The sequence below is a fragment of the Duganella sp. Dugasp78 genome (genome assembly GCF_059491455.1).
In genome coordinates, this window is record NZ_CP168506.1 from 1589615 (window position 1) to 1612631 (window position 23017).

12 protein-coding genes and 1 riboswitch are annotated in these 23017 nt (G+C 65.7%); of the genes, 6 read left to right on the forward strand and 6 right to left on the reverse strand.

Annotation, left to right across the window (positions count from 1 at the left end; genetic code table 11):
• The gene (locus tag ACEN9O_RS07090; RefSeq protein ID WP_495616888.1) at positions 1–1845 is read right to left on the reverse strand and encodes a M1 family metallopeptidase; all 1845 of its coding nucleotides are present in this window, start codon (positions 1843–1845) and stop codon (positions 1–3) included.
• Positions 1846–1935: 90 nt separating this feature from the next.
• Positions 1936–2124: riboswitch (yybP-ykoY riboswitch) on the forward strand.
• A 5-nt stretch (positions 2125–2129) separates the two neighbouring features.
• On the opposite strand from ACEN9O_RS07090, the gene ACEN9O_RS07095 reads away from it, so the two are divergent.
• Together ACEN9O_RS07095 and ACEN9O_RS07100 are read left to right on the forward strand one after the other, a co-directional pair.
• Positions 2130–2699 carry a TMEM165/GDT1 family protein gene (locus tag ACEN9O_RS07095; protein ID WP_495616889.1) on the forward strand — a complete coding sequence of 190 codons (570 nt, stop codon included), beginning with the start codon at positions 2130–2132 and terminating at the stop codon, positions 2697–2699.
• 74 nt (positions 2700–2773) lie between these two features.
• The gene (locus ACEN9O_RS07100) at positions 2774–3040 is read left to right on the forward strand and encodes a hypothetical protein (RefSeq protein WP_495616890.1); all 267 of its coding nucleotides are present in this window, start codon (positions 2774–2776) and stop codon (positions 3038–3040) included.
• A gap of 6 nt (positions 3041–3046) precedes the next feature.
• On the opposite strand, the gene ACEN9O_RS07105 is transcribed toward ACEN9O_RS07100, so the two are convergent.
• The 3 genes from ACEN9O_RS07105 to ACEN9O_RS07115 all read right to left on the reverse strand — a co-directional run bounded on the left by ACEN9O_RS07105 (position 3047) and on the right by ACEN9O_RS07115 (position 16315).
• On the reverse strand, positions 3047–5206 hold the full coding sequence (locus ACEN9O_RS07105) for a CehA/McbA family metallohydrolase (protein ID WP_495616891.1): 2160 nt from the start codon (positions 5204–5206) through the stop codon (positions 3047–3049).
• A gap of 205 nt (positions 5207–5411) precedes the next feature.
• Positions 5412–14072, reverse strand: a complete 8661-nt coding sequence (locus tag ACEN9O_RS07110; protein ID WP_495618435.1) for a glycoside hydrolase family 94 protein — start codon at positions 14070–14072, stop codon at positions 5412–5414.
• Between the two features lie 197 nt (positions 14073–14269).
• Entirely contained in the window at positions 14270–16315 is a 2046-nt protein-coding gene (locus ACEN9O_RS07115) for an aminotransferase class V-fold PLP-dependent enzyme (RefSeq protein ID WP_495616892.1), read from the reverse strand.
• A 120-nt stretch (positions 16316–16435) separates the two neighbouring features.
• On the opposite strand from ACEN9O_RS07115, the gene ACEN9O_RS07120 reads away from it, so the two are divergent.
• From ACEN9O_RS07120 to ACEN9O_RS07130, 3 genes are all read left to right on the forward strand, one after another.
• The gene (locus ACEN9O_RS07120; RefSeq protein ID WP_495616893.1) at positions 16436–16912 is read left to right on the forward strand and encodes an Lrp/AsnC family transcriptional regulator; all 477 of its coding nucleotides are present in this window, start codon (positions 16436–16438) and stop codon (positions 16910–16912) included.
• A 62-nt stretch (positions 16913–16974) separates the two neighbouring features.
• Positions 16975–18138, forward strand: a complete 1164-nt coding sequence (locus ACEN9O_RS07125) for an HPP family protein (protein ID WP_495616894.1) — start codon at positions 16975–16977, stop codon at positions 18136–18138.
• Between the two features lie 225 nt (positions 18139–18363).
• Positions 18364–20181: a DUF885 domain-containing protein gene (locus ACEN9O_RS07130; RefSeq protein ID WP_495616895.1), complete on the forward strand. Its 1818-nt coding sequence runs from the start codon at positions 18364–18366 to the stop codon at positions 20179–20181.
• Positions 20182–20219: 38 nt separating this feature from the next.
• Here the strand turns inward: ACEN9O_RS07130 and ACEN9O_RS07135 are convergent, their stop codons facing one another.
• Positions 20220–20678 carry an acyl-CoA thioesterase gene (locus ACEN9O_RS07135; protein ID WP_495616896.1) on the reverse strand — a complete coding sequence of 153 codons (459 nt, stop codon included), beginning with the start codon at positions 20676–20678 and terminating at the stop codon, positions 20220–20222.
• A gap of 199 nt (positions 20679–20877) precedes the next feature.
• Here ACEN9O_RS07135 and ACEN9O_RS07140 point away from each other — a divergent pair, with 199 nt between their 5' ends.
• Positions 20878–22284 carry a sensor histidine kinase gene (locus tag ACEN9O_RS07140; protein WP_495616897.1) on the forward strand — a complete coding sequence of 469 codons (1407 nt, stop codon included), beginning with the start codon at positions 20878–20880 and terminating at the stop codon, positions 22282–22284.
• Here ACEN9O_RS07140 and ACEN9O_RS07145 read toward each other — a convergent pair.
• Positions 22281–22889: a helix-turn-helix domain-containing protein gene (locus ACEN9O_RS07145; RefSeq protein ID WP_117012696.1), complete on the reverse strand. Its 609-nt coding sequence runs from the start codon at positions 22887–22889 to the stop codon at positions 22281–22283. The genes ACEN9O_RS07140 and ACEN9O_RS07145 overlap by 4 nt on opposite strands.
• Between the last annotated feature and the right edge of the window lie 128 nt (positions 22890–23017).

A 23017-nucleotide genomic window follows, 5' to 3' on the forward strand; every position in this document is an offset into this window, starting at 1 on the left:
TTATTTTTTAAATTGTTTGTCGACCGAGCCTTGCGTGACCGGATGATAGTGCTCGCGCGCCTGGGCGTAGACCGCCTTGGCCCATTCCCGGTCGCCCGGGTTTTTCAGCAGTGCGGTGTACAGCGGCACCACGAACTTCTGCCTGCCCACGCTCATGAGGAAGGCGTTGAGCGGCTCGCGCACGTTGTAGCCGGCCTTGATCGAGGCCAGGTAGAAGCGGTAGGCGATTTCGTTGTTGCCGCTCCTGGCCAGCGCGAAGGCCTGGTCCAGCTCCCGCAGCTGCGTGGCGTTGGCCTTGCCGTCGATATCGTTCAGGAAGTGCATCCACTCCAGCGCGATCCAGTTCTTGCCGTTCAAGTCCTTGGTCGGCAGTTCGCCCTTCAGCCATGCGGTGCGCTGCTCGTCCAGAGCGGCCAGGCGCGGCGATGCCACGTGCTTGGCGCTGGCCGGTATGCCGGCGCCGTACAGCCACTCGTCGAGCTCCGCCTGCGTCATCACTTCCGGATGCGCGTCCAGCAAATTCTTCTTCAGGTAGGCCACGAATTCGTCGGTGGTGGCGGACTTGAACGCGTGCTGGTCGAACCAGCCGCGCAGGAAGGGATCGAACACCTCGCGGCCGGCGCGCTGCTCCAGGGTGCGCAGCAGCCAGGCGCCCTTCGGATAAACCAAGCCGCTGTCGGTATAGCTGGCGGCGCTGGTGTCGGCATCGCGCGTGACCAGGGCCTGCTTGGCCGCCGGGATCGATGGCAGCGAGGCCAGCGCCTCCTCCTGCTCCACCTGCAGGTTCATCTCCGCCACTTCCTCGCCGTACAGCTTCTCGACGATGCGGGTGGTGACGTAGGTGGTGAAGCCTTCGTTGAGCCAGAAGTGCTTCCACGAGGCGTTGGTCACCAGGTTGCCGGACCAGGAGTGCGCCAGTTCGTGCGCGATCAGGTCGACCAGGCTGCGGTCGCCGGCGATCATGGTCGGCGTGACGAAGGTCAGGCGCGGGTTTTCCATGCCGCCGATCGGGAACGACGGCGGCAACACGAGCATGTCGTAACGCTCCCACCGGTACGGGCCGTACAGGCCTTCGGCGGCGCTGATCATTTTCTCGGTGTCGGCCAGTTCGTAGGCGGCGGCGTCAATGCGCGCCGGCTCGGCGTAGACGGCGGAGCGCGGGCCGAGATTGCGCACGTCGATCTCGCCGATGGCGATCGCCAGCAGGTAGGACGGAATCGGCTGCGCCATCTTGAACTTCCAGCCGCCGGCGCCGGTCGATTGCTGGTCGTTCTCGGCGCTCATCACCACGCGCATGCCGGCCGGCGCTTCGATGCGGGCGCTGTAGGTGAAGCGCACCGCCGGCGTGTCCTGCACCGGCGCCCACGAGCGGGCGTTGATTTCCTCGGACTGGCTGAACATGAACGGACGCTTGCCGGACATGGTCTGCTGCGGCGACATCCATTGCAGCGCGGCTGCCGACGGCGCGGTGCGGTAGTACACGCGCACCTTCTGCGGCTGGAACGCCAGCGCGATGCGCAGCGCCCTGCCCTTTTCGGCGTCGGGCTTGTCGAGCATGAAGGAGGCGGCGCTCCAGCGGCCGTTCGGGTTGAGCACCTGCACCTTGGCGATATTGAGTTCGTTCGTGTCCAGCACCAGCGTGCGGGCGGACGGGTCGATCCAGTTCAAGGTCAGCTCGGCGTAGCCGGCCAGCGTCTTGTGGCCGAAGTCGGCCTTCAGGTCCAGATACAGGTCGCTGGTGCGCACCTGGTCGTAGCGCGCGTAGCTCAGCGGGTCGGCATGGGCGGCGCCCAGCGCCGTCAGGGCGGCCAGGACGAACGCGGACAGTTTTTTCTTGATAGGCATGGCGGTCTTTTCAATGTTGACTGAAGCGCGAAGCAGAATAGCATAGCCATGTATCGGGGATGTGTACACGCGTGCGGCTATGCTATCATTCGGGCCGTAAGTGGGGAGTAGTCGGCTTGCGTCTTCCCGGCGCAAGAACCTGTGTCAACATAATCGGTCCGCAGACCGTGGTGCAGGTGGTTGAAAAACTTGACGAGACCATGATCGAGGTGCGGCCATGATGGGCCGGAGTCGCGCCTGGATCATTGGTTAATCGTTCCGGCCCGCGTACTACATCTCAACCCATGGAAGCCTTCCTCGTCTCTACCGGCATCGTCGCCCTCGCTGAAATCGGCGACAAAACCCAACTGCTGGCCTTCTGCCTGGCCGCCAAATTCCGCCGTCCGCTGCCGATCATCGCCGCGATTTTCGTCGCCACCATCGCCAACCACGCGTTTGCCGCAGCCGTCGGCGCCTGGATCACCGGCCTGCTGGGGCCCGACATCCTGCGCTGGGTGCTGGGCGCCTCCTTCCTGGCGATGGCAGCGTGGACGCTGGTGCCGGACAAGATCGACGAGGACGATATGCCGCTGGCGAAGTACGGCGTGTTCCTGACCACGCTGATCGCCTTCTTCGTGGCCGAGATGGGCGACAAGACGCAGGTGGCCACGGTGGCGCTGGCGGCCCGCTACCACAGCCTGGTGGCGGTGGTGTGCGGCACCACCCTGGGCATGATGCTGGCCAATGTGCCGGCGGTATATCTGGGCGGCAAGATCGCCAACCGGGTCCCGCTCAAGCTGGTGCATGGCATCGCCGCGCTGGTGTTTGCCGTGCTGGGCGTGGCCACGCTGCTGGGCGGGTATCTGTTGCGCTAAGTGTGTTACCGCACGGAGGAAAAAAAATTAATAATCTATTATACTTGTCACTTGATTACTGTCGAGGGCAAGGAATGCGATTGATAAGCAAAATAGCTGCGCTGGTACTGAGCGCCTCCGCGTTGGGCGTTCAGGCTCATGCCATCGAGACGGCGCCGGTGGCCGCCCATGCCGCCAGCACCGCCAGCACCCTCAGGACGGTCAAACCGGCGCCGGACAAAGCCACCACAGTGGTGTCGGTGCCCGAGCCGGTAAGCTACAAGCTGATCCTGCTCGGCATCGTGGTCCTGCTGCTGTTCGCGCGCACCGACGGCAAGCGCGAACAGCCATGGACCAAGTAAGCGCGCTTACTGCACGTTCAGCGTGACGTCGTCGATCAGGAACGCGGTCGACACCGACGCATCCTCCACCCCCTCGAAGTAAATCCTCACCGTCTGCCCTTTGTAGGCCGACAGGTCGAAACTCTTCTGCACATACGTGCTGCCCTTGTTCAGGTTGGAATAGGTCGCCAGCGTCGCCAGCACCGCGTTGGCGCTGCTGCGCACCTGTACCTTGAGCGTGTCGTAGACGGTGCTGGTGGTGGTCTCGTCGGAGGCCACCTTGAGCCAGAACGCCAGCGTGGCGCTGGTGGCGTTGGCCGGTATCGTCACGGTCTGGTACAGCGTGTCGGTGTGGGCGCTGCCGTAGCCGTCCAGCCAGGCCTTGTAGCTGCCGCCATGCGCCGCCTGGCTCGCATCGTTGCTGATGACGCCGGACGTCGCGGTCCACGACGTGGCGCCCGACTCAAAGTCGCCGTTGACGATCAGCTGCGTGGCGGTCGGCGGCGGCGTGGTGCCGCCGCCGCTGGCCTGGGTGACCCACACCGGCGCCGACCACAGGATGTTGCCGTCGTTCTGGGTGATCTTGGCGTAGTAGAAGTGCTCGCCCACGGCCGGCGTGATGGTGGTGCTGGCGGTGGACGACAGCTGCGTCACCGTGCCGTTGCGGCCCGGGACACCCTCGTACATCTTCACCGACGATACCGTCTTGCCGCTGCTGCTGGCGAAGTTGGCGACCAGGTTCAAGGTGCCGCTGTTGGCGAAGCGCTCGCCCATCACGTGGCCGTTGGCGGTCAGGATCAGCTGCGAGGTCTTGTCCATGGTGGCGAACACGCGGCGCGCCTTGATGGCGGCGATCATGCTGGCGGAGGTCAGCGCGGTGCCGGTCGGCACCAGCACGCCGGTGCGGTTGGTGTAGGAGGCGCCCCAGTTGGCGCAATGGTTGTCCTGGTCGCTGGAGAAGGCCACGTGGTAGCCCGCCTCCAGCGCCTTGTTGCAGGCGCCTTCGTAGGTGCTGCGGCCGGTCTCGGTCTCGCTGGTGTTGTTCGAGAAGGCCGAGGTGTTGAGCACTTCGCACAGCGCCATCGCCTGGTCGCCGTCGGCGGTGTAGCCCAGCGGCGTGCCGTTGACCAGGAACTGCCCCGACGATTCCGGATGGTTGAACTGGCCGATGTAGCCACGCTGGCGCATCAGCGTGTACAACGCGGCGTAGTCGCTCTTCGGCGTCAGCGTGTCGGCGATCAGCTGGCCGCTGCTGTTGCTCTCCCATCCCAGCAGCTCGGTGGTGTTGAAGATGTTCATATGACCGCCGTTGCTGATGACGCCCCACTCCAGCCCATACATGCCGAGGAAGCTGGCGTGCGCGCTGTTGAAGTTGGCGGCGGCGGCGAGGCCGGACTGGAACAGCGCCTTGGCGGCGGCCGGATCGGCCGACGCGTTGGTGCTGTCGGAACCGTCGTACATATGATTGTGCTCGGAGGCCATCAGGAAATCGAGGCCCTTGTTCATCGCGTACTGGTAGGCGTCGGCCGGTCCCAGTGCCGCGCTTTGCGGCGCCTGGGCGCCGGTGCAGCTGCCCAGCGGTCCGCCGCCGTCGCTGTGGTTAGTCTGGCTGTGCAGGTTGCCGAGGTAGACGGTGTAAGGCAGCGACGCGGTCGCGGCGACGGCGCCCTGCACCACGCGGCCATCGGCGCGCGTGGTGCGCGCCGATTTGGCGGACGTCGGCAGCGCCTTGAAGGCCGGCATGGCCTGCGCCGGATTGTGGCCCACCGAGATGTCCCAGCTTTGTTCAACGGTCTCGCCGCCGGTGACGGCCTGCATGCGCGCCAGGTAGACGCCGTCGGTCAGGATCAAGCCGTCGGCGCGGCCGTCCCAGGCGATGCTGACGTCGACCGGCTGGCCAGCGATGCGCTGCACGCCCTGCCACTGCTGCACCACCACGCCGTCGGGGCTGACCAGCTCCAGGCGCCATTGCACGTCCTGCTCTCGCTCCAGCAAGGGAAAGTCGAAAGCCAGCTTGAAGGTACGGGCTTCCGGCCGGTCCTGGTCGGCGCCGTCGGCAACGAAGGGCGCGTGCAGCGTGGCCTCGAATTCATGGTGATCGGCCATGGACGCGTGGACCGCGCCAATCACGCCGGAAGACAAAATCAACATCATCGCGAGCCGGGACAGCATCTTAGATTTGTTCATCACTATTTTCTCTCTGCGGTTGGGGATCCAAAATTCTGGCAACTATGCATGACAGGAAGATGACGAACCAATTCGAATTTACTTGGCTATTCAGACGTCTTTGGAATAAATGCGGTGGCGACTGGGCGCGTGCGCGACAACGGCGCGCGACTGATTTTTCGCGCCGTTGTAACGATGATGAAAATGTCCAGATTGGGACACTCTGTTAAGAATTGAACGTGGCCGGCACGAACAGTTCGACCTTATGGATGCTGGCGGTATCGCTCAAGTCGATCGCCATGCCGAGCTGGCGCACACCGTCTATCGTCATGACCGGCGGGCCGGCTTCCGCCGACTTCATCACGCGGATCACGTACGAGGCGGCGCCGTAGCGATAGGTCAGCGTGAAGTGGTCCCACGCGGCCGGCATGCGCGGCGCCATCGTCAGCTGGGTCGCGGTGCGGGTCAGGCCGAGCAGCGATTCCAGTATCAGCCGGTACATCCATCCCGACGAGCCGGTGTACCAGCTCCAGCCGCCGCGACCGACGTGCGGCGCCACGGCGTAGACGTCGGCCGTCACCACGTAGGGCTCGACCTTGTAGCGCGCCATGCCTTCCGGCGTGCCGCCATGCTGCACCGGGTTGATCATGCGCGCCAGCTCCCAGGCGCGCTCGGTCTCGCCCAGGCGGGCGAAGGCCATCGCGGTCCAGATGGCGGCGTGCGTGTACTGGCCGCCGTTCTCGCGCACGCCGGGCACGTAGCCGCGGATGTAGCCCGGATTCGGGCCGGACTTGTCGAACGGCGGATCGAGCAGCTGGATGATGCCTGAATCGCGCCGCACCAGGCGCTGGTTGACCTGCTCCATCGCGCCGCGCACCCGCACCGGATCGGCGGCGCCGGACAGCACGCCCCAGCTTTGCGAGATCGAATCGATCTGGCATTCCTCGTTGGTGTGCGAGCCGAGCGGCGTGCCGTCGTCGAAATACGCGCGGCGGTACCACTCGCCGTCCCAGGCGTTGCGCTCGACGTTGGCGGCCAGCTTCTTGGCCTCGCCTCGGCATTCGGTGGCGAAGGCCGCGTCCTGCATCAGGTCCGCCACTTCGGCAAAGCGCTGCAGCACCTCGCACAGGAAGAAGGCCAGCCACACGCTCTCCCCCTTGCCATGCTCGCCCACCTTGTCCATGCCGTCGTTCCAGTCGCAGGAGCCGATCAGCGGCAGGCCGTGCGCGCCGAAGCGCAGGCCGTTGCGGATGGCGCGTACGCAGTGCTCGTACAGCGTGCCGTTCTGGCTGGAGCGCCCCGGCATGTCGTAGTAGGAATCCTCCTCCGGCTTGACGGCGCGACCCTCCAGGTAAGGCGCGCTTTCGCCCAGCACGGCGGTGTCGCCGGTGGCGATGACGTAGCGCCAAGCGCCCAGCGGCAGCCACAGGTAGTCGTCCGAACAGTGGGTGCGCACGCCGCGGTCCGACGGCGGATGCCACCAGTGCTGCACGTCGCCTTCCAGGAACTGGTGGGCGGCGCACAGCAGCAGCTGGTCGCGCAGCAGCTGCGGTTGGGTGTGGATGGTGGCCATCGCGTCCTGCAGCTGGTCGCGGAAGCCGAAGGCGCCACCGGACTGGTAGTAGCCGCTGCGCGCCCACATACGGCAGGCGATGGTCTGGTACATCAGCCAGCCGTTGGCCAGCAGGTCCAGCTCCGGCTCCGGCGTGTCGACGCGCACCGCGCCCAGGGTCCGCTCCCAGTGCGCCTGCACGGCGGCCAGCGCCTCGTGCGCGGCGCCGGCGCTGCGGAGCTTCTGCGCCAGGCTGCTGGCGTCGGCGTTGCGGCGGCCGGCCACGCCCAGCGCGAAGACGATCTCGCGCTCCTGGCCGGGCAGCAGGTCGAACGGCACCTGGATCGCGGCGCAGGCGTCCAGCCCCGCGCCGATCTTGCCGGACAGGCGGGAGCGGCGCATGGCCACCGGCGCCGCCAGCGAGCCGTTGCGGCCGATGAATTCGCTGCGGTCGCCGGTGTAGGTGCGCAGCGTGGCGTCGCAATTGAAGAAGGCCACGCGGCCGGTGAACTCGGTGTTGTAGGCGTTCTTGGCGAACAGCGCGCCGCTGACCGGATCGGCCTCGGTGACGATGTGCATGCCGGACTTGGAGCGCATATCGCCCAGCACCCACTCGACATAGCCGGTGGCCGACAGGCGGCGCGTGACCAGCGAGTCGTTGCGCACCTTGAGGACGGTGTACTTGATCGGCGCGTCAGTGGCGACGAAGGTGGTCATCTCGGTGGCGATGCCGGACTCGGTGTGCTCGAACACGCTGTAGCCGAAGCCGTGGCGCGCGACGTAGCTGCCGTTGCCGCGCGCCGGCAAGGCGGTGGGCGACCAGAACTGGCCGCTCTGTTCATCGCGCAGGTAGAACGCTTCGCCGCTGGCGTCGCTGACCGGGTCGTTGTGCCATGGCGTCAGGCGGAACTCGTGGGCGTTCTCGTACCAGGTGTAGGCCTGGCCGCTTTCCGAGATCACGCTGCCGAACTGCGGATTGGCCAGCACATTGGACCACGGCGCCGGCGTGCGCCGGGCGGCGCTGGTGGTGACGACGTATTCGCGGCCGTCCGGCGTGAAGCCGCCGATGCCGTTTTCCAGCATCAGCTGGCGCGCGATCGGCGTGGCCGGGCCGGCGTCCGCGTACTCGCCGCGGTTGTCGGCCATCAGCGGCGGCATGCGCATGGCCGGCGCGCCGGGACGCTTGATCTGTTCGGCCAGCGTGCCGCGGCTGTCGCTGAGGATGGCGCGCGCCACCGATTGCAGCAGCACGCGGTCCTCGTTGGCGATCTGGTCGGCCAGGCGCACGAAGATGCCGCCGGGCCGGTCGATGGCCTGGGCGTCGATGCCGGAGGCGATCAGGCCCATGATCTGCTCGTGCAGCAGCTGGCGGTAGCCCGACTGGTCCTCGTACCAGATCACCAGGTCCACCACCAGCCCCTTCAGGCGCCAGTAGGCGTGCGCCTGCACCAGCTGGCGCGCCAGCTCGATGTTGGCCGGGTCCTTGATCTGCAGCAGCACGATCGGCAGGTCGCCGGAAATCGCGTAGGCCCACAGGCCGGACTGGCCGCGCTGGTTTTTGGTCAAGGTGCCGGCGTCGGCGCGCAGCGCGGCGTTCGGGTAGATGACCGAGTTGGCCAGGCGCCCGTACAACTGGGCGTCCGCCTCGCTGGCGTTGAGCTGGCGCAGCACCACCTGGCTGTGGGTCCACGCCAGTTCGAACACGCGGTCGGCCAGGTGGCGGTCCTGGTATTTGTCGATCAGGTGCAGCGCGGTCTCGCGCTGCTCGGTCATGCCGGTGACGATGTCGACGATGGCCGCCTGGTCCGGCTTGAGCGTGATGGTGTAGCGGATCGCCACCACCGGATCGAGCACCGAGCCTTCGCTGCCGCTCAGGGCCTCCTCGCCCAGCATCGCCTGCGGCGCGGCGGCGGTGTTGCCGCGGCCGATGAAGCGCGAGCGGTCGGTCTCGAACGAGACGCCGGTGACGGCGGCGTCGTGCACCATCATCGAGTGCATCAGCCACGGCATGGCGTCGCCCTGGCCGCGCGGGCGGCGCGTGCACAGGATGGCGTTTTCGTCGCGCAGGATCTCGGTCTGCACGAACAGTTTGCTGAAGGCCGGATGGGCGGCGTCGGCGGCGGCCGGCGCCATCACCACTTCGGCAAAGCTGGTCACCTCGATGGTACGCTCGCGGTCGGACTGGTTGGTGATGCGGGTGCGGCGCAGCTCGATGTCGTCCTCCGGCGAGACCACGATTTCCGTGTACAGGTCGATGTTGCGGTCGGAGCGGCGGAACTCGGCGCGGCCCTCGGAGAAGATCACCTCGTGCTTGCGCGGCTCGACCAGCGTCGGCTGGTAGGTGGTGGACCAGAAGCGGCCGTCGTCCAGATCGCGCACGTAGCAGAAGTTGCCCCAGTTGTCGCGGGTGCTGTCCTCGCGCCAGCGCGTCACGGCCAGGTCCTTCCAGCGGCTGTAGCTGCCGCCGGCGTTGGTGACCATGACGTGATAGCGGCCGTTGGACAGCAGCTGGGTTTCCGGCACCGGTGTGCTGTGCTGGGCCAGCACGCGCATCGGCATGGCCTGCTCCGGCGCGCTGGAACGGATCGCCGCCATCTCGGTGGTGTTGGAGTAGAAGGCGCCCGCCTGCGGACTGCGCTCCTGCAGCACCAGCAGCGTCGATTGCAGCAGCGGATCGGACTCGAAGCGGCGCTGCATCGGCCGGTCGTGCAGCAGGTAGCTCAGCGCCAGCAAGCCCATGCCCTGGTGGTGCACCATGAAGGAGCGGATCACCGCCGCCGTCTGGCCGCGCGGCAGCCGCGCGGCCGTGTAGTCGACCGCCTCGAAGAAACCGTAGCGGCCCATATAGCCCAGCCCCGCCATCTTCTGCAGGTTGAGGCAGGCCGCCTCCGGCTGCACCATCAGGCCGAGCATGGTGGCGTAGGGGGCGATCACCAGGTCGTCGGCCAGGCCGCGCTTCAGGCCCAGGCCGGGCACGCCGAAGGCGCGGTACTGGTAATTGAGGTTGGCGTCGACGGTGTTGTAGCCCGATTCCGAGATCCCCCACGGCACGTTGCGCAGCTTGCCGTAGTCGATCTGCGCGTCGATCACCGAGCAGTAGGTATGGTCGAGCAGCGTGTTCGGATAGTTGGGCATCACCAGCAGCGGCATCAGGTACTCGAACATCGAGCCGCTCCACGACAGCAGCACCGGCTTGCCGGCCACGATGCACAACTGGCGGCCCAGCGCGAACCAGTGCTCCTGCGGCAGCTGGCCCTGCGCGATCGCGACGAAGCTGGCCAGCCGCACTTCCGACGCCAGCAGGTCGTAGTAGCTGGCGTCAAGACGGCGCTCGGTGACGTTGTAGCCGATGGCCAGCAGGTTGGTGGTGGTGTTGAACAGGAAGCCATATTCTATCTGGGCGAAGGCGCCGCAGCGCTGCGCCAGCTCGGCCAGTGCGCGCATGCGCTCGTGGGCGGCGGCGGCGCCCTGCGCGCACAGGCCGGCCAGCAGCAGCTGGCGATCGCGCTCGGCCGGGGCCAGGTCGCTGGCCAGCACGGCGGCGGCCTGGTTGATCATGGCGGCCAGTTCGCGCAGCGTCGGCATGCGCGCCAGGCTGGTGTCGATGACGGCGTCCTCCGGCAGGCTGACCCACGGCGCCAGCAGCGCCAGTTCCGCCAGCGCGGCCTGGCATTGCCGCACCAGCGAGGCCAGCCACATGGCCGCTTCGCTGTGCGGATCGGCCGGCGCCTGCAAGCCGGCGGCGGCGGCGGTCACGCGCGCCAGCCAGGCGTGCAGCGCTTGCAGCTTGCCGGCATCCGGCGCGACAGCGAGCGCCGCCAACAGGGCGTCCATCCCGCCCGTGTCGCCGGTGCCTTGCAGCGCCTCCTGCAGCACGCCGCAGGTGGCGACGATGCCGTCCACCGTCTGCGGGCCCAGGATGGGCTGGTCGTACAAGCCGGTCAGGCCGGCCTGCAAGGTGAGCAGGTGGCCGGCCAGGTTGCCGCTGTCGACGGTGGAGATGTAGATCGGATGCAGCGGCTTGAGGGTCTGCGTGTCGTACCAGTTGTAGAAGTGGCCCTGGTGGCGTTCCAGCTGGTCCATCGTGGCCAGCGTGCTGGCGGTGCGCGCCATCATCTGGCCGACCGTGATGTAGCCAAAATCGCTGGCGCTCAGGTTGGCCAGCAGCGCCATGCCGATGTTGGTGGGCGAGGTGCGGTGCGCCACCACGTGCGCCGGATGCTCCTGCATGTTATCGGGCGGCAGCCAGTTGTCCTCCGGGCCGACGTAGCGGTCGAAATAGGCCCAGGTGCGGCGCGCCAGCTGGTGCAGGAAGCGGTGCTGCTCCGGCGTGAGCTGGGCGTGGCGGCGCGCGATCGGGCGGCTGATGCGGTCCGCCACGGCCGGCGCCACCAGCCACGCCAGCAGGAACAGCGCGGCCGGCGCCAGGCTGAGCGGACGCCAGCCCCACAGCGCGCCGCCGACGAACAGCGCCAGCACCGGCGACACCCACATGGTGCGCCAGACACTGGCCGCGCCGTCGGCCGCGCGCGTCAACGCCGAGGCCCGCCATTCCAGCAGGTGCTTGTGCGAGACCAGCAGGCGCCAGGCGCTGCGCAGGATGGCGTCGAGGCTGAAGTAGGCCTCGTAGGGCAGGAACATCAGCATCAGGATCGCGTGCGCGAACTGCATGCCGCCGCGCCGCAGCGCGGCCCGTATGTGCTGGCTCCACAAGGTGTCCTCGGGACGGCGCAGCAGGTCGTGCAGGGTGGCGGCCAGCGGCGGCACGAAGATCACGGCCAGCACGGCGGCGGTCCACAGCCACGGGTCCGGCAGCCAGCGCCAGGCGGTGATCAGCGACAGCACCAGGGCCGGCGCGGTCAGGCTGCGGCGCAGGTTGTCGAACAGCTTCCAGCGCGACAGCAGCGACAGCGGATTGCGCTCGCGCTTGCGGTTGGGGCCCGGCACGCGGCCGAACACCCACGAGGCCAGCTGCCAGTCGCCGCGGATCCAGCGCTGGCGGCGGCTGACGTCGTCGCTGTAGCGGGCCGGATAGGCTTCGTACAAATGGGCGTCGCTCAACAGGCCGGCGCGCAGGTAGCAGCCCTCCAGCAGGTCGTGCGACAGGATGCGGTTGTCCGGCAGCCGGTCGCCCAGCACCTGCTCGAACACGTCGACGTCGTAGATGCCCTTGCCGATGAAGGAGCCTTCGAAGAACACGTCCTGGTACACGTCGGAGACGGTGCGGGTGTAGGGATCGATGCCCGGCTCGCCGCCGCACAGTTTTTCGTACAGCGAGGCGTTCTCGCTCGGCAGGCTGACCGTCACGCGCGGCTGCAGGATGCCGTAGCCCTCCACCACGCGGCCGCGCGCGCTGTCGATGCGCGGCTGGTTCAGCGGGTGCTGCATGGTGGCGATGAACTGGGCCGCGGCGTCGCGCGGCAGCTGGGTGTCGGTGTCGAGCGTGATGACGTACTTGATGTCTTCCAGCTCGCCGGGCTCGCCCACCACCACGCTGAACTTGTCGCGCGCGCCGCCGCGCAGGTAGTGGTTCAGGTCCAGCAGCTTGCCGCGTTTGCGCTCCTCCCCCATCCACACGCCTTCCTGCGGATTCCAGCGGCGCGGCCGGTGCAGCAGCAGGAACGGCGAGGCCGGATCGCCGTTCGGGTGGGTGGCGTACTTGCGGTTCAGTTGTCCGATGCAGCGATGCATCTGCTCCACCAGCGCGGCGTCGCCCGGCAGGGTTTCGGCGGCGGCGTCGGCGAAGTCGGTCAGCAGGCAGAACACCAGGTTGGGATCGCGGTTGGCCAGGAAGCGCACCTCGAGCTGCTCGCACAGGTCGGCGAGGTTCTGCTGGCTGTAGACCAGCGTCGGCACCACCACGATGGCGCGGGCGTCGGCCGGCACACCGTCGCGGAAGTCCATGCGCGGCAGCGGGTTGGGACGGGTCACCAGCGTGGCGACCCAGTTCACCAGGCTCAGTGCCAGCTGGCTGCTGCCCAGCAGCGCCAGCACGCCCAGCAGCACGATCACCGGGCCGTGCACGCCGTTGCGCGCCGCGCGCTCCAGCAGCAGCGCGGTCGACACCAGCGCGATGGCGGCGATGGCGCCCAGGTAGGACGTCAGCGGCGAGGCGCGCGAGGTTTGCTGCAGGGCCTCCAGCCACGGCCGGCGCATGCCGGTCTGCTTTTCCAGCGCGGCCAGGCCGCCGCCGATCAGGTAGAAGCCCACATGGCCGTGGCGCACGTCGCCGCCGTCGTAGTGGGCTTGCGCCAGCTGCAAGGCTTGCTGCGCCACCTCGAGTTCCGAGTAGCGCGAGCGCTTGGCGATTTTTTCGATCGCGTGGCGGTACTGGTCGCGGGTGGCGAATTCCATGCGGCCGTAGACGCCGGCCGGATCCTGGCGCAGCGTCTGTTCGACCACGCTCATGGTCTCGACGAACTCCTGCCAGTCCATGGTGCCGAGGAAGCGCAGGCTGCCGATGCTGTTGGCGATGGAGACCTGCTCGGCCGCCTGCTGCTGGATCTCGGCCTGGATCTGCTGCTCGATGGTCTGGTCCGATTCGGCCAGGCGGTGCGTGATCCACGACAGCGCCAGCGTCAGCGCCGGGCTTTGTCCCTGCAGGCGGCGCGCCAGCTCGGCCACGAAGGCGCTGCTGATGGGCGGATTGGAACGGGCCATGTCGGCCACCATCAGTATCAGGCCGCTGGGATTTTTCTCGGCGACGTCGGTCATCTGGTCGGCCCAGCTGTTGGCCAGGTCGCGGTGGATGCGGTTGTCGGCCACGCGCGCGGCCACGCGGCGCAGGTTCTCGATCAGCGCCAGGCGCAGCATGATGGGGATGGCCCACAGCTCGCCCAGCTTGAGGCTGGCCACTTCCTGGTAGGCGTCGACGAAGCGGCACAGCGATTCGGGATCGACGCGGCCGTCGCCGTGCGCGATGATTTCCAGCGCGATCTTGTAGACGCGCGGCGTGCCTTCCGGCGCGCCCTTGCCCAGGCGCGGCAGCTGCTTGCTGTAGTCCTTGGGCAGGTGGCGGCGGGCGATGCGGATCTGGTCTTCGATCAGGTAGAAGTTATCCAGCAGCCATTCGGAGGCCGGCGTGATCTGGCGGCCAGCCTTGACGGCGGCGGTCAGCTCGTCGCAGGTCGAGTCGATGACGGCGGCGTTTTCGGTCAGCCGCGCCAGCAGGCGGTCGCGGCCGCCGCGCTTGCTCAGTTCGTGATGGGTGGCCAGTGTCTTGCCGTGCGCGGCCATCTGGGCCGCGCTGAAGAGCTCGGCGCGCAGCGGCAAGTCTTCGTCATCGGCGTCGGACAACAGGGAGCCGGAGGGGGATTCGCGGAAGCCGAGCGTCATCTCGGGCAGGAGGGGGGGAGATTGGTTCAAAACTGTTACCTCGCTTCGATTCTGCGAATTGGAAATTATCTGCCAAGGAATCGTACGGGGGCGCACGGCAGGCGACTGTGCGCTGACGTACATACAGAATTTCCACGAAAAAAAAGGCCGCTTGCGCGGCCTTGTAAAGGAAGAAAACGTGACGGGCGATGCAGGCCCTAGGCGGCCAGCGCCAACGGCGCCAAGGCCAGTCCGCCGCCGAGGCTGTAGGCTTGGCCGTGGCCCAGGCGGCGCAGCAGCTGCGCGGCCTTCAGGCTGCGGTTGCCGCTGCGGCAGAAGAACACCAGCGGCACTTGTTCGCCGTGCAACCAGCTGCTGGCGTGCTCGGCCAGGCGGCTCAGCGGCACGCTGCGGGCGCTGCGGCCGGCCGGTCCGGGCGCGCTGGCGGCGGCAAATTCATAGGCCTCGCGCACATCGACCAGCTGGGTGTCGGGATGGGCTTGCAGGAAGGCATCCAATGCGGCGCTGTCCAGTTGCAACGCGGCTTGCGCATCGGCAGTGGCGGACGCGTTCATGCCGACGCAGAACTGGTTGTGCTCGTCGCGCGTGGGGCACAGCAGCGTCTGCGCGCAGGTCAGCGGACGCAGCGCTTCCACAGCCGGCCGCGCGCTGAAGGCAAAGCGCACCGCCTGCGGCGGCAGTTCGGCATCGACGGCGTCGCCCAGCAGGTAGTGGCGGGAGTTGCCGTCCGCCACGCTGGCCAGGGTCTGCGCGCCGAGCGCGATGGCGCGGGCTGCGGCCGGCCAGCCGTAGGCGTCGGTGGCGGTGTGACCGTCGAAGTTGCTGCCCAGCGCGTCGATCAGCGTGGCGCGGTCGGCGCCGGCCTGGGTGGTGACGACGGCTTGCACCTGGTAGTTCTGGCAGCGCGCATAAGATACGATGCGGGCGGTCATCTCCGGCAAGGGATCGATGACGATGCAGCCGCGGCTGGCGGCGTCCAGCACCATCCAGCTGCAGGCGCCTTCGACGCCCAGTTGCAGCAGGCCGTCGTGCGGCACGGCGGCGCGCTCGGACGGGATCAGGCAGCTGGCGCGCAGGGCGGCGCCGCAGCGCTCGATGCGGCGACAGGCGTCGCTGATGGTGGCCTCGTCAGCCAGCGGACCGAAGGACATGCGGATCGCGCCGGCGCTGCGCCACAGCGGTGCCTGCATGGCGTCCAGCACGTAGCTGGGCGCGGCCTTGGCGGCCGAACAGGCGCTGCCGGAACTGACGCGCACCTGGGCGGCGTCGAACACGTCCATCAGTTCGCGGCTCGACAGGCCGGGCACGGAAAAGTTCAGCGTGGTCGGCAGCGATTTGTCGAAGGGATGGTTGAACACCACGCCGGGCAAGGCGGCGCGCAGGCTCTCGGCCAGGCGGGCGCGGAAGCTGGCCAGCTGGTCGTGGCTGCGGAAGGTGTCGCCGCGTTCCAGCGCGGCCAGCACGGCGCCCAGCGCGGCGATGCCGGCCATGTTCTCGGTGCCGGAGCGCTGGCCGCCTTCCTGGCCGCCGCCCATGATCAGCGGCGTGAACGGCGCGCCGGCGCGCACGTACAGCATGCCGACGCCTTTGGGCGCGTACAGCTTGTGGCCGGAGAACGGCGCGTAGTCGATGCGGGTGGCGGCCAGGTTCAGGTCCAGCTTGCCCAGCGCCTGCACGCAGTCGACCAGCCAGTAGGCGCCGCTGCCGGTCTCGGCCAGCAGGGCTTCGATCGCGGCCAGGTTGGTGATGACGCCGGTCTCGTTGTTGGCGGCCATGGTGCACACCAGCGCAGCCTGCGGCGCCAGCGCGCGCAGCAGCGCCAGGTCGTGCGCGCCGTCCTGGTCGACCGGCAGCTTTTGCAGCGTCAGGTTCAGGCCCAGCAGGCGGTTCCAGTGCGCCAGGCTTTCCGGCACGGCCTTGTGTTCGGTTGCGCCATAGACCAGCAGGCTGCCGATGGCCTCGCCACGCTCGCGGCGTTCGCGCAGCGCCACCAGCGCCGACAGCACCGCCGTCTGGATGCCTTCGGTGGCGCCGCTGTTGAACATCAGGCGGCCGTCGCCCACGCCCAGCAGGCGCACGGCGCAGGCGCGGGCCTGGTCCAGCAGGGCCCGCGCCTTCAGTCCGGTGCCGTGGCTGCTGCTGGGGTTGCCGTAGCGCTGGCCCATGGCGTCGGCCGCGGCGGCGATGGCGGCCGGCAGCACGGCGGTGGTGGCGTTGCCATCGAGGTAGATTTCGGTCGTCATGATAATGCCTGTGTCATTGATACCTATAGCTTACTCAGTGATGGCGAAACATATGTACTAAAATACTCTTGTTACGCACTCCATATAGCATTTTCATGCTGCTTTTTCCGGAAAAATAGAATGAATAACCTTGACCGCTATGACTATGCCATTTTGTCGGCCTTGCAGGGCGACGGCACGCTGTCGATCGCCCAGCTCAGCGAGCGGGTCGGCTTGTCCAGCACGCCGTGCTGGAAGCGGGTGCGGCGACTGGAAGAGGAAGGCTATATCGAAAGCCGCGTGGCCATCGTCAACCGCCGCAAGGTGGGCTTGCCGGTGACGGTGTTCGTCAGCGTGCGCACCAGCCAGCACGACGACAAATGGCTGGCGCGCTTCGCGGCCGCCGTCGTGGCCTTGCCGGAAGTGCAGGAATTCCACCGCATGAGCGGCGACATCGATTACCTGCTGAAGGTGGTGACGAGCGATATCGAAGGATATGACAGGTTTTACAAGAAGTTAATCAAGGCGGCGCAGCTGAGCGGGGTGTCGTCGGCGTTTTCGATGGAGCAGATCAAGATCACCACGGCCCTGCCGCTGGAGCTGGTGTCGCACCAATAATGTGCACTGGCGGGCTGAGCATGGGATAATCTTTGTCCCATTTCAAATACTTGATTAAGCCCATGCGCGCATTTCTCGACCGCTGGCTGCCCAGCCCCACCACCGCCAGCCGGCGCGAACAATTGCGCGCCGCCGGCGGCGCCCTGTTCGGCCTGCTGCTGACCGCCCTGCTCGGCCTTACCCTGTCGCCCGGCGCCATCTTCCTGGTCGCGCCGATCGGCGCCTCGTCGGTGCTGCTGTTCGCGCTGCCGGCCAGTCCGCTGGCGCAGCCATGGTCCGCCATCGGCGGCAATGTCGTCAGCGGACTGATGGGCGTGATCTGCGTGCGCCTGTTTGGCGACATGCTGCCGGCGCCGCTGCTGTGCGCGCTGGCCGCCAGCAGCGCGATCGCCGCCATGTTCGCGCTGCGCTGCCTGCACCCGCCCGGCGGCGCGGTGGCGTTGACGGCGGTGATCGGCGGGCCGGCCATCCACGCGGCCGGCTTCGCCTTTCCGCTGGTGACGGTGCTGGCCGACACGACGCTGCTGGCCCTGATGGCGATGCTATACAACAATCTGACCGGACGCCGCTATCCCCATGCGCAGCAAGGCGCCCATCCGAATCCGCACGCGACCAAGGACGCGGTGCCGACCGTGCGGCTGGGCTTCAAGCCGGAAGACCTGGACGCCGTGCTGAAGCAGTACAACCAGGTGCTGGACATCAGCCGCGACGACCTGGAATCGCTGTTCATGCAAACCGAGCAGCGCGCCTACCAGCGCCGCTTCGGCATCATCAGCTGTGCCGACATCATGTCGCGCGATATCGTCAGCGCCGAATTCGGCACCAGCCTGGAGGACGCCTGGCAGCAGATGCGCACGCACCGCGTGGCGGCGCTGCCGGTGCTCAACCGTGCGCGGCGGGTGATCGGCATCGTCACGCAGACAGATTTCCTGGAGCACGGCGGGCTGGACGACTATCGCGGCATCCGCCATCAACTTCAGCGATTTCTGCGCAAAAGCGGTGTAACCCACACGGAAAAGGCCGAGGTGGTGGGCCAGATCATGAGCCAGCACCCAACCACCGCGCGGCTGGACACGCCGATCGTCGACCTGGTGCCGCTGATGGCCGATTCCGGCTTCCACCACATCCCCATCGTCGACCAGGAACTGCGCTTCGCCGGCATCATCACCCAATCGGACCTGGTGGCGGCGCTGTACGAGAGCCGTTTCGCCGAGGCCGCCGCCTAAAAAAAAAACCGCTACCAAGGTAGCGGCCAGGCTTTGCTGCTTTGTTATGCTTTCAAGTCTCCAGCATACTCCGGTTTTAGATGTGCATTGCATAATTATATTTGCGGATGCGGATCAAATATTTCCTTAAAGTAAGAATGTATCGCCGATACAAAAATTGTCCCAGCGCCGCCCCGCAATGGCTTATCCTAGGCGCCAATTTTGTGACATCCTGAGGAAGAAATTATGACGCGTCGCCGCAACACCTATGCCGCTTTTGCCCCGCTCGCCGCCGCCGTGATGCTGGCGTTCGCACCGCTGGCGGCCAACGCCGCGGCGCCGGCCGCCGCCGCGCCGCAAGTCAGCGCCGCGCCCGCGCACAAGGCGCTGCTGGCGATCGCCGACCAGTACTACGACGCCACCGCCCGCTTCGAGCCGCTCAACGCCACGGAAAACGGCGACAACCGCTTTGACGACCTGCTCGGCCTGAGCATCGCCCCGGCCAAGCGCGCCCGGCAGTTCAAGCTGTATCGCCAGTTCACCACCCGCCTGAAGGCGGTCCAGCGCGCGCAGCTCGATAGCAAGGACCGCATCAACTACGACATCCTGGCCTACGAGCTGGACCAGCTGCTGACGATGGAGCGCTTCCCCGAGCACCTGCTGCCGATCAACCAGATGGACAGCGTGCCCGTGACCCTGGCCAACTACGCCGGCGGCGAGGCTTCGCAGCCTATCGGCACCGTCAAGGAGTACGACGCCTACCTGCATCGCATCAGCCAGTTGCCGGCCTGGATAGACCAGGCCATCGCCAATATGCGCGTGGGCATGAAGCAAGGCATTACCGAGCCGAAGGCCATCATGGAATCGGGCTTGCCGCAGTTCCAGAAGCTGGTCAGCGCCACGCCGGAAAGCAATATCTTCTACACGCCGATCACCAAGCTGCCGGCCGCCTTTTCCGCCGCAGACAAGGCGCGCCTGAGCGCAGCCTACCGCAAGACCGTGGGCGAGCAAGTCATGCCGGCGCTGGCCCGCCTGGCGACCTTCCTGGAAAAAGAATACGTGCCGGCCTGCCGCACCACCACCGGCCTGGGCGCGCTGCCGGACGGCGCCGCCTGGTACCAGGCGCGTGTCGCCGGCGCCACCACAACGTCGCTCAAACCCGATGAAATCCATGCCATCGGCCTGAAAGAAGTCGCGCGCATCCAGGCACAGTTTGAAGTGCTGGGCCCCAAGCTGGGTTATAACGGTCCGGCCTCCGGCCTGCCGGTGTGGGTGGCGGCGCAGCCGAAGTTCTACCCGTTCAAGACCGAGGACGAGGTCCAGGCCGTGTATCACAAGCTCAACGACGTGCTGGACACCAAGCTGCCGCAGATGTTCACACTGCTGCCGAAGGCCAGGCTGGACTTGCGCCTGGAGCCCGAGCTGAGCCGCGCCACCGCCTCGGACCACTACACCGCGCCAGCCGGCGACGGCTCGCGCCCCGGCGTGTTCTGGTCGGTGGTCAACGATCCAACCAAGTACGGCAGCACCGGCATGACCACGCTGTTCCTGCATGAAGGCAAGCCCGGCCATCACTTCCACATCGCCCTGATGCAGGAGCTGAACCTGCCCAACTTCCGCAAATACGGCGGCAACAACGCCTACACCGAAGGCTGGGCACTGTATGCGGAAACGCTGGGCAAGGAGATGGGCCTGTTCGACGATCCAGCCCAGTACTTCGGCCACCTGAACGATGAACTGCTGCGCGCCACCCGTCTGGTGGTCGACACCGGCATGCATGCGCAAGGCTGGACCCGCGAGCAGAGCATCCAGTACATGCACGACACGCTGGGCTATGACAACACCGCCAAGACCGAGACCGAGCGCTACATGGCCTGGCCGGGCCAGGCGCTGGGTTACAAGATCGGCTCGCTGAAGATCGTCGAACTGCGCCAGCGCGCGGCCAAGGCGCTGGGCGACAAGTTCAGCCTGCCGAAATTCCACGCCGTCGTGCTGGGCGACGGCACCCTGCCGCTGGCGCTGCTGGAGGAAAAGGTCGACCGCTGGATCGCCTCGCAACAATAAAGCATCAGGGCGGGCCGCAATGGCCCGCCTTCCTGGTTTTACTTGGCGTAACGCTTGATGCGGGCGATTACCAGCTCGGGCAAGGCGGTGATCTGCTTGGCGTGATTCGCAAAGACGATCTGCTGACGCCCGACGGAGACCGGCTTGCCATCGGCATAAAACCGGAACTCCAGCCAAAATGAGCACTTCTTTACGTCATACGCGTTCAACTCGCAATTTATCTCCTGAAAGGGGAAGGTTTCTTGCAAGTAGTCCTGCTCCGCGCGCTTGGTGATGAATACGCCCTCGTTTTGCAACATGTCGCGCGAGACGCAATCGAAGAACCACTTTTCACGGCAAATACCCTGCCATTCGAAATAACGTGCGAAATAGGTGTTGCCGTAGGCGTTGGAATCCTTCAGGTAGATCGTCAAGGCATGGGTAAAAGTCTGCCTGGCATTGGCGGCGGTCGCAGTAGTGCTTTTGGACTTTTCAACTTCGGTGGCGTGCAGCAGCATGGGATTCCCCTTTTGAAATGAGTTGGAACGCCCGGCTTGCAGGCGGGGCGCTGTCCGCAGGGCGGACAGAAACACTTAAAGCGGATTTCTGCTGTGCTTGTTTGATTTGGCGCAAATAGTTATTCGATAGTCAAGCGAGCCAGATCAACACGCGCAATACTGCGGGCTATACCTATCCAAAGTCAGTTGGAAAAAGCGCATGCATTCCCTATTGCCCGCCGTGGTCTCCCTGCTTTTCCTGTGCTACGGCGCTTACGTGCTGCATTCGCGCGGGGTGAGCCGCATCAGCCTGACCTTCTTCCTGCTGTGCACGACCACTTTCTGCTGGCAATTCACCTGGGCCGTGCTGTTCCAGATCCACGACGAGCACGAGGCGCTGGCGCTGGCCAAGCTGGGCTACCTGCTCATCCTCTTCCTGCCAACCACGCTATACCACTTCGTCGCCGAATTGACGGCGCAGCGCAGCGAGCGCCGCTGGGTGGACCTGTCCTATGTGATCGCCGGCTTGCTGGGCGTCGTCATGCTGAGCACGGACTGGCTGATTGCCGGTCTCTACCCCTATTTCTTCGGATACTATCCCAAGGCGGGGCCCCTGCACCCGCTGCACCTGATACAGACAGGTGTGGTGGTGGGCCGCGGGCTATGGCTGCTCTACCGGCGCCAGCAACTGGCCATATCGACCGAAAGAAGCAGGCTGCGCTACTGCCTGGTCAGCCTGCTGATCTATTTCTTCGCCTCGGTCGACTATCTGTGCAATTACGGCGTGCAGTTCTATCCGCCGGGGGTGCTGTTCGTGGCGACCAGCCTGGGCCTGATTGCCCAGGCGATGGTGCGGCACAACCTGCTGGCCGACCCGATGGAAGTGGCAGCCACCATCGCGCATGAAATGCGCACGCCGCTGGCGACCATCCGCAACCAGTCACGGGTGCTGGCCAAATGCCTGCCGGACTTGCTGGCCGGCTACCAGTGCGCAGTTGACAACCGGCATATCGAGCCCTTGTTACAACCGGCGCAGCTGCATTATCTGAGCAAGCTGACCCAGCACATCGAAGCTGAAATCAGCCGTTCCAATTTCATCGTGGACATGATGCTGGCCTCGGCCCGCGCCGGCACCCTGAATCGCAACGACTTCGCCAATCATTCAATCAAGAAATGCGTCGACGAAGCCCTGGCCTGTTATCCATTTGAAAGCTCGATGCGCGACAAGGTAGTGGTGAAGGCCGCCGAGGATTTCACCTTTTTTGGTTCGGATGTCTTGCTGGTCTACGTTTTGTATAACCTGTTTAAAAACGCATTACACGCGATTAAATCGGCGGGGCGGGGAGAAGTAGAAATTGCCTTCTTTACACAAGGGAATAGCAAGCAATTACTGGTGACGGATACCGGCGCGGGAATACCGGATGACGTACTGCCGCATGTATTTGAACCGTTTTATAGCACCCGGCATAACGGCGGCGGCACGGGAATGGGATTGGCATTCTGCCAGCGCGTGATTACCGCATTCGGCGGCAAGATTCAGTGCGAATCCCAAGCGGGACGATATACCAGGTTTTCTGTATTATTCCCGCAAAAGCAGATATGGTCTGCCAAACAGGTTATGGATTAATTCACGGCGACTTCTTCGCCGCTGATTTTTTCCAGATCTGTTTCATCGCCCAACACGTATATTTTCTGTTCCCGCAATACCTGCAGAATAAAAGGCTGCTGCTCGCGCAGGCGGCGTTTAAAGTCGGGGATCGAATACAGGTTGGGATTGATTTTACGGCGCAATAAACGCTCGGCTACCGGCAGCCGGGATAATAGTTCGCCGTAGCTGGTGTTATCGCCGATCAGCATTAACTCCACCGGCGTGTCCATGCCCTCGTGTTCCTTGGCCGTGGCGCCATAAACAAACGCCACATTCAGCACGTGTTGCAGCGGCGCCAGCGCCGAATTCAGCACGCTCACCAGGCCGAAGGTTTTTTTGACCAGGTTGCTTAACTCCCCGAACACGATGCATTCCTTGTTGGGTTTAAAACGGCGCACATTGCCGATCCGCTCGGACACGATGACGCCCGACTCATGCAGCCGTTTCAGCTCACGCTGGGCCGAGGCGCTGCCCAAACCCGTCAGGCGCATGATCTCGTTCAAGTGGAAGCCTTGATTGACACGTACAAATAGCAAGCCCAGCAGCTTTTGCTGGGCAGGGGTGAAGAGTGCTTGAGCGATCATGAGCCAAATCTTAGCATGAACACACTGCCATCTGGCATGTTTAACGTAGGGTTTTCGGGTTAGCTTGCAAACCACAAGCCGAAGTACCCGGAATGCAGCGACGCGCATGACGACCGCAAGGCGAATGG

Coding starts and splice junctions, on each gene's coding strand:
- ACEN9O_RS07090 (WP_495616888.1), bottom strand. CDS start 1,845: ATGCCTATCAAGAAAAAACTGTCCGCGTTCGTCCTGGCCGCCCTGACG.
- ACEN9O_RS07095 (WP_495616889.1), top strand. CDS start 2,130: ATGGAAGCCTTCCTCGTCTCTACCGGCATCGTCGCCCTCGCTGAAATC.
- ACEN9O_RS07100 (WP_495616890.1), top strand. CDS start 2,774: ATGCGATTGATAAGCAAAATAGCTGCGCTGGTACTGAGCGCCTCCGCG.
- ACEN9O_RS07105 (WP_495616891.1), bottom strand. CDS start 5,206: ATGAACAAATCTAAGATGCTGTCCCGGCTCGCGATGATGTTGATTTTG.
- ACEN9O_RS07110 (WP_495618435.1), bottom strand. CDS start 14,072: ATGACGCTCGGCTTCCGCGAATCCCCCTCCGGCTCCCTGTTGTCCGAC.
- ACEN9O_RS07115 (WP_495616892.1), bottom strand. CDS start 16,315: ATGACGACCGAAATCTACCTCGATGGCAACGCCACCACCGCCGTGCTG.
- ACEN9O_RS07120 (WP_495616893.1), top strand. CDS start 16,436: ATGAATAACCTTGACCGCTATGACTATGCCATTTTGTCGGCCTTGCAG.
- ACEN9O_RS07125 (WP_495616894.1), top strand. CDS start 16,975: ATGCGCGCATTTCTCGACCGCTGGCTGCCCAGCCCCACCACCGCCAGC.
- ACEN9O_RS07130 (WP_495616895.1), top strand. CDS start 18,364: ATGACGCGTCGCCGCAACACCTATGCCGCTTTTGCCCCGCTCGCCGCC.
- ACEN9O_RS07135 (WP_495616896.1), bottom strand. CDS start 20,678: ATGCTGCTGCACGCCACCGAAGTTGAAAAGTCCAAAAGCACTACTGCG.
- ACEN9O_RS07140 (WP_495616897.1), top strand. CDS start 20,878: ATGCATTCCCTATTGCCCGCCGTGGTCTCCCTGCTTTTCCTGTGCTAC.
- ACEN9O_RS07145 (WP_117012696.1), bottom strand. CDS start 22,889: ATGATCGCTCAAGCACTCTTCACCCCTGCCCAGCAAAAGCTGCTGGGC.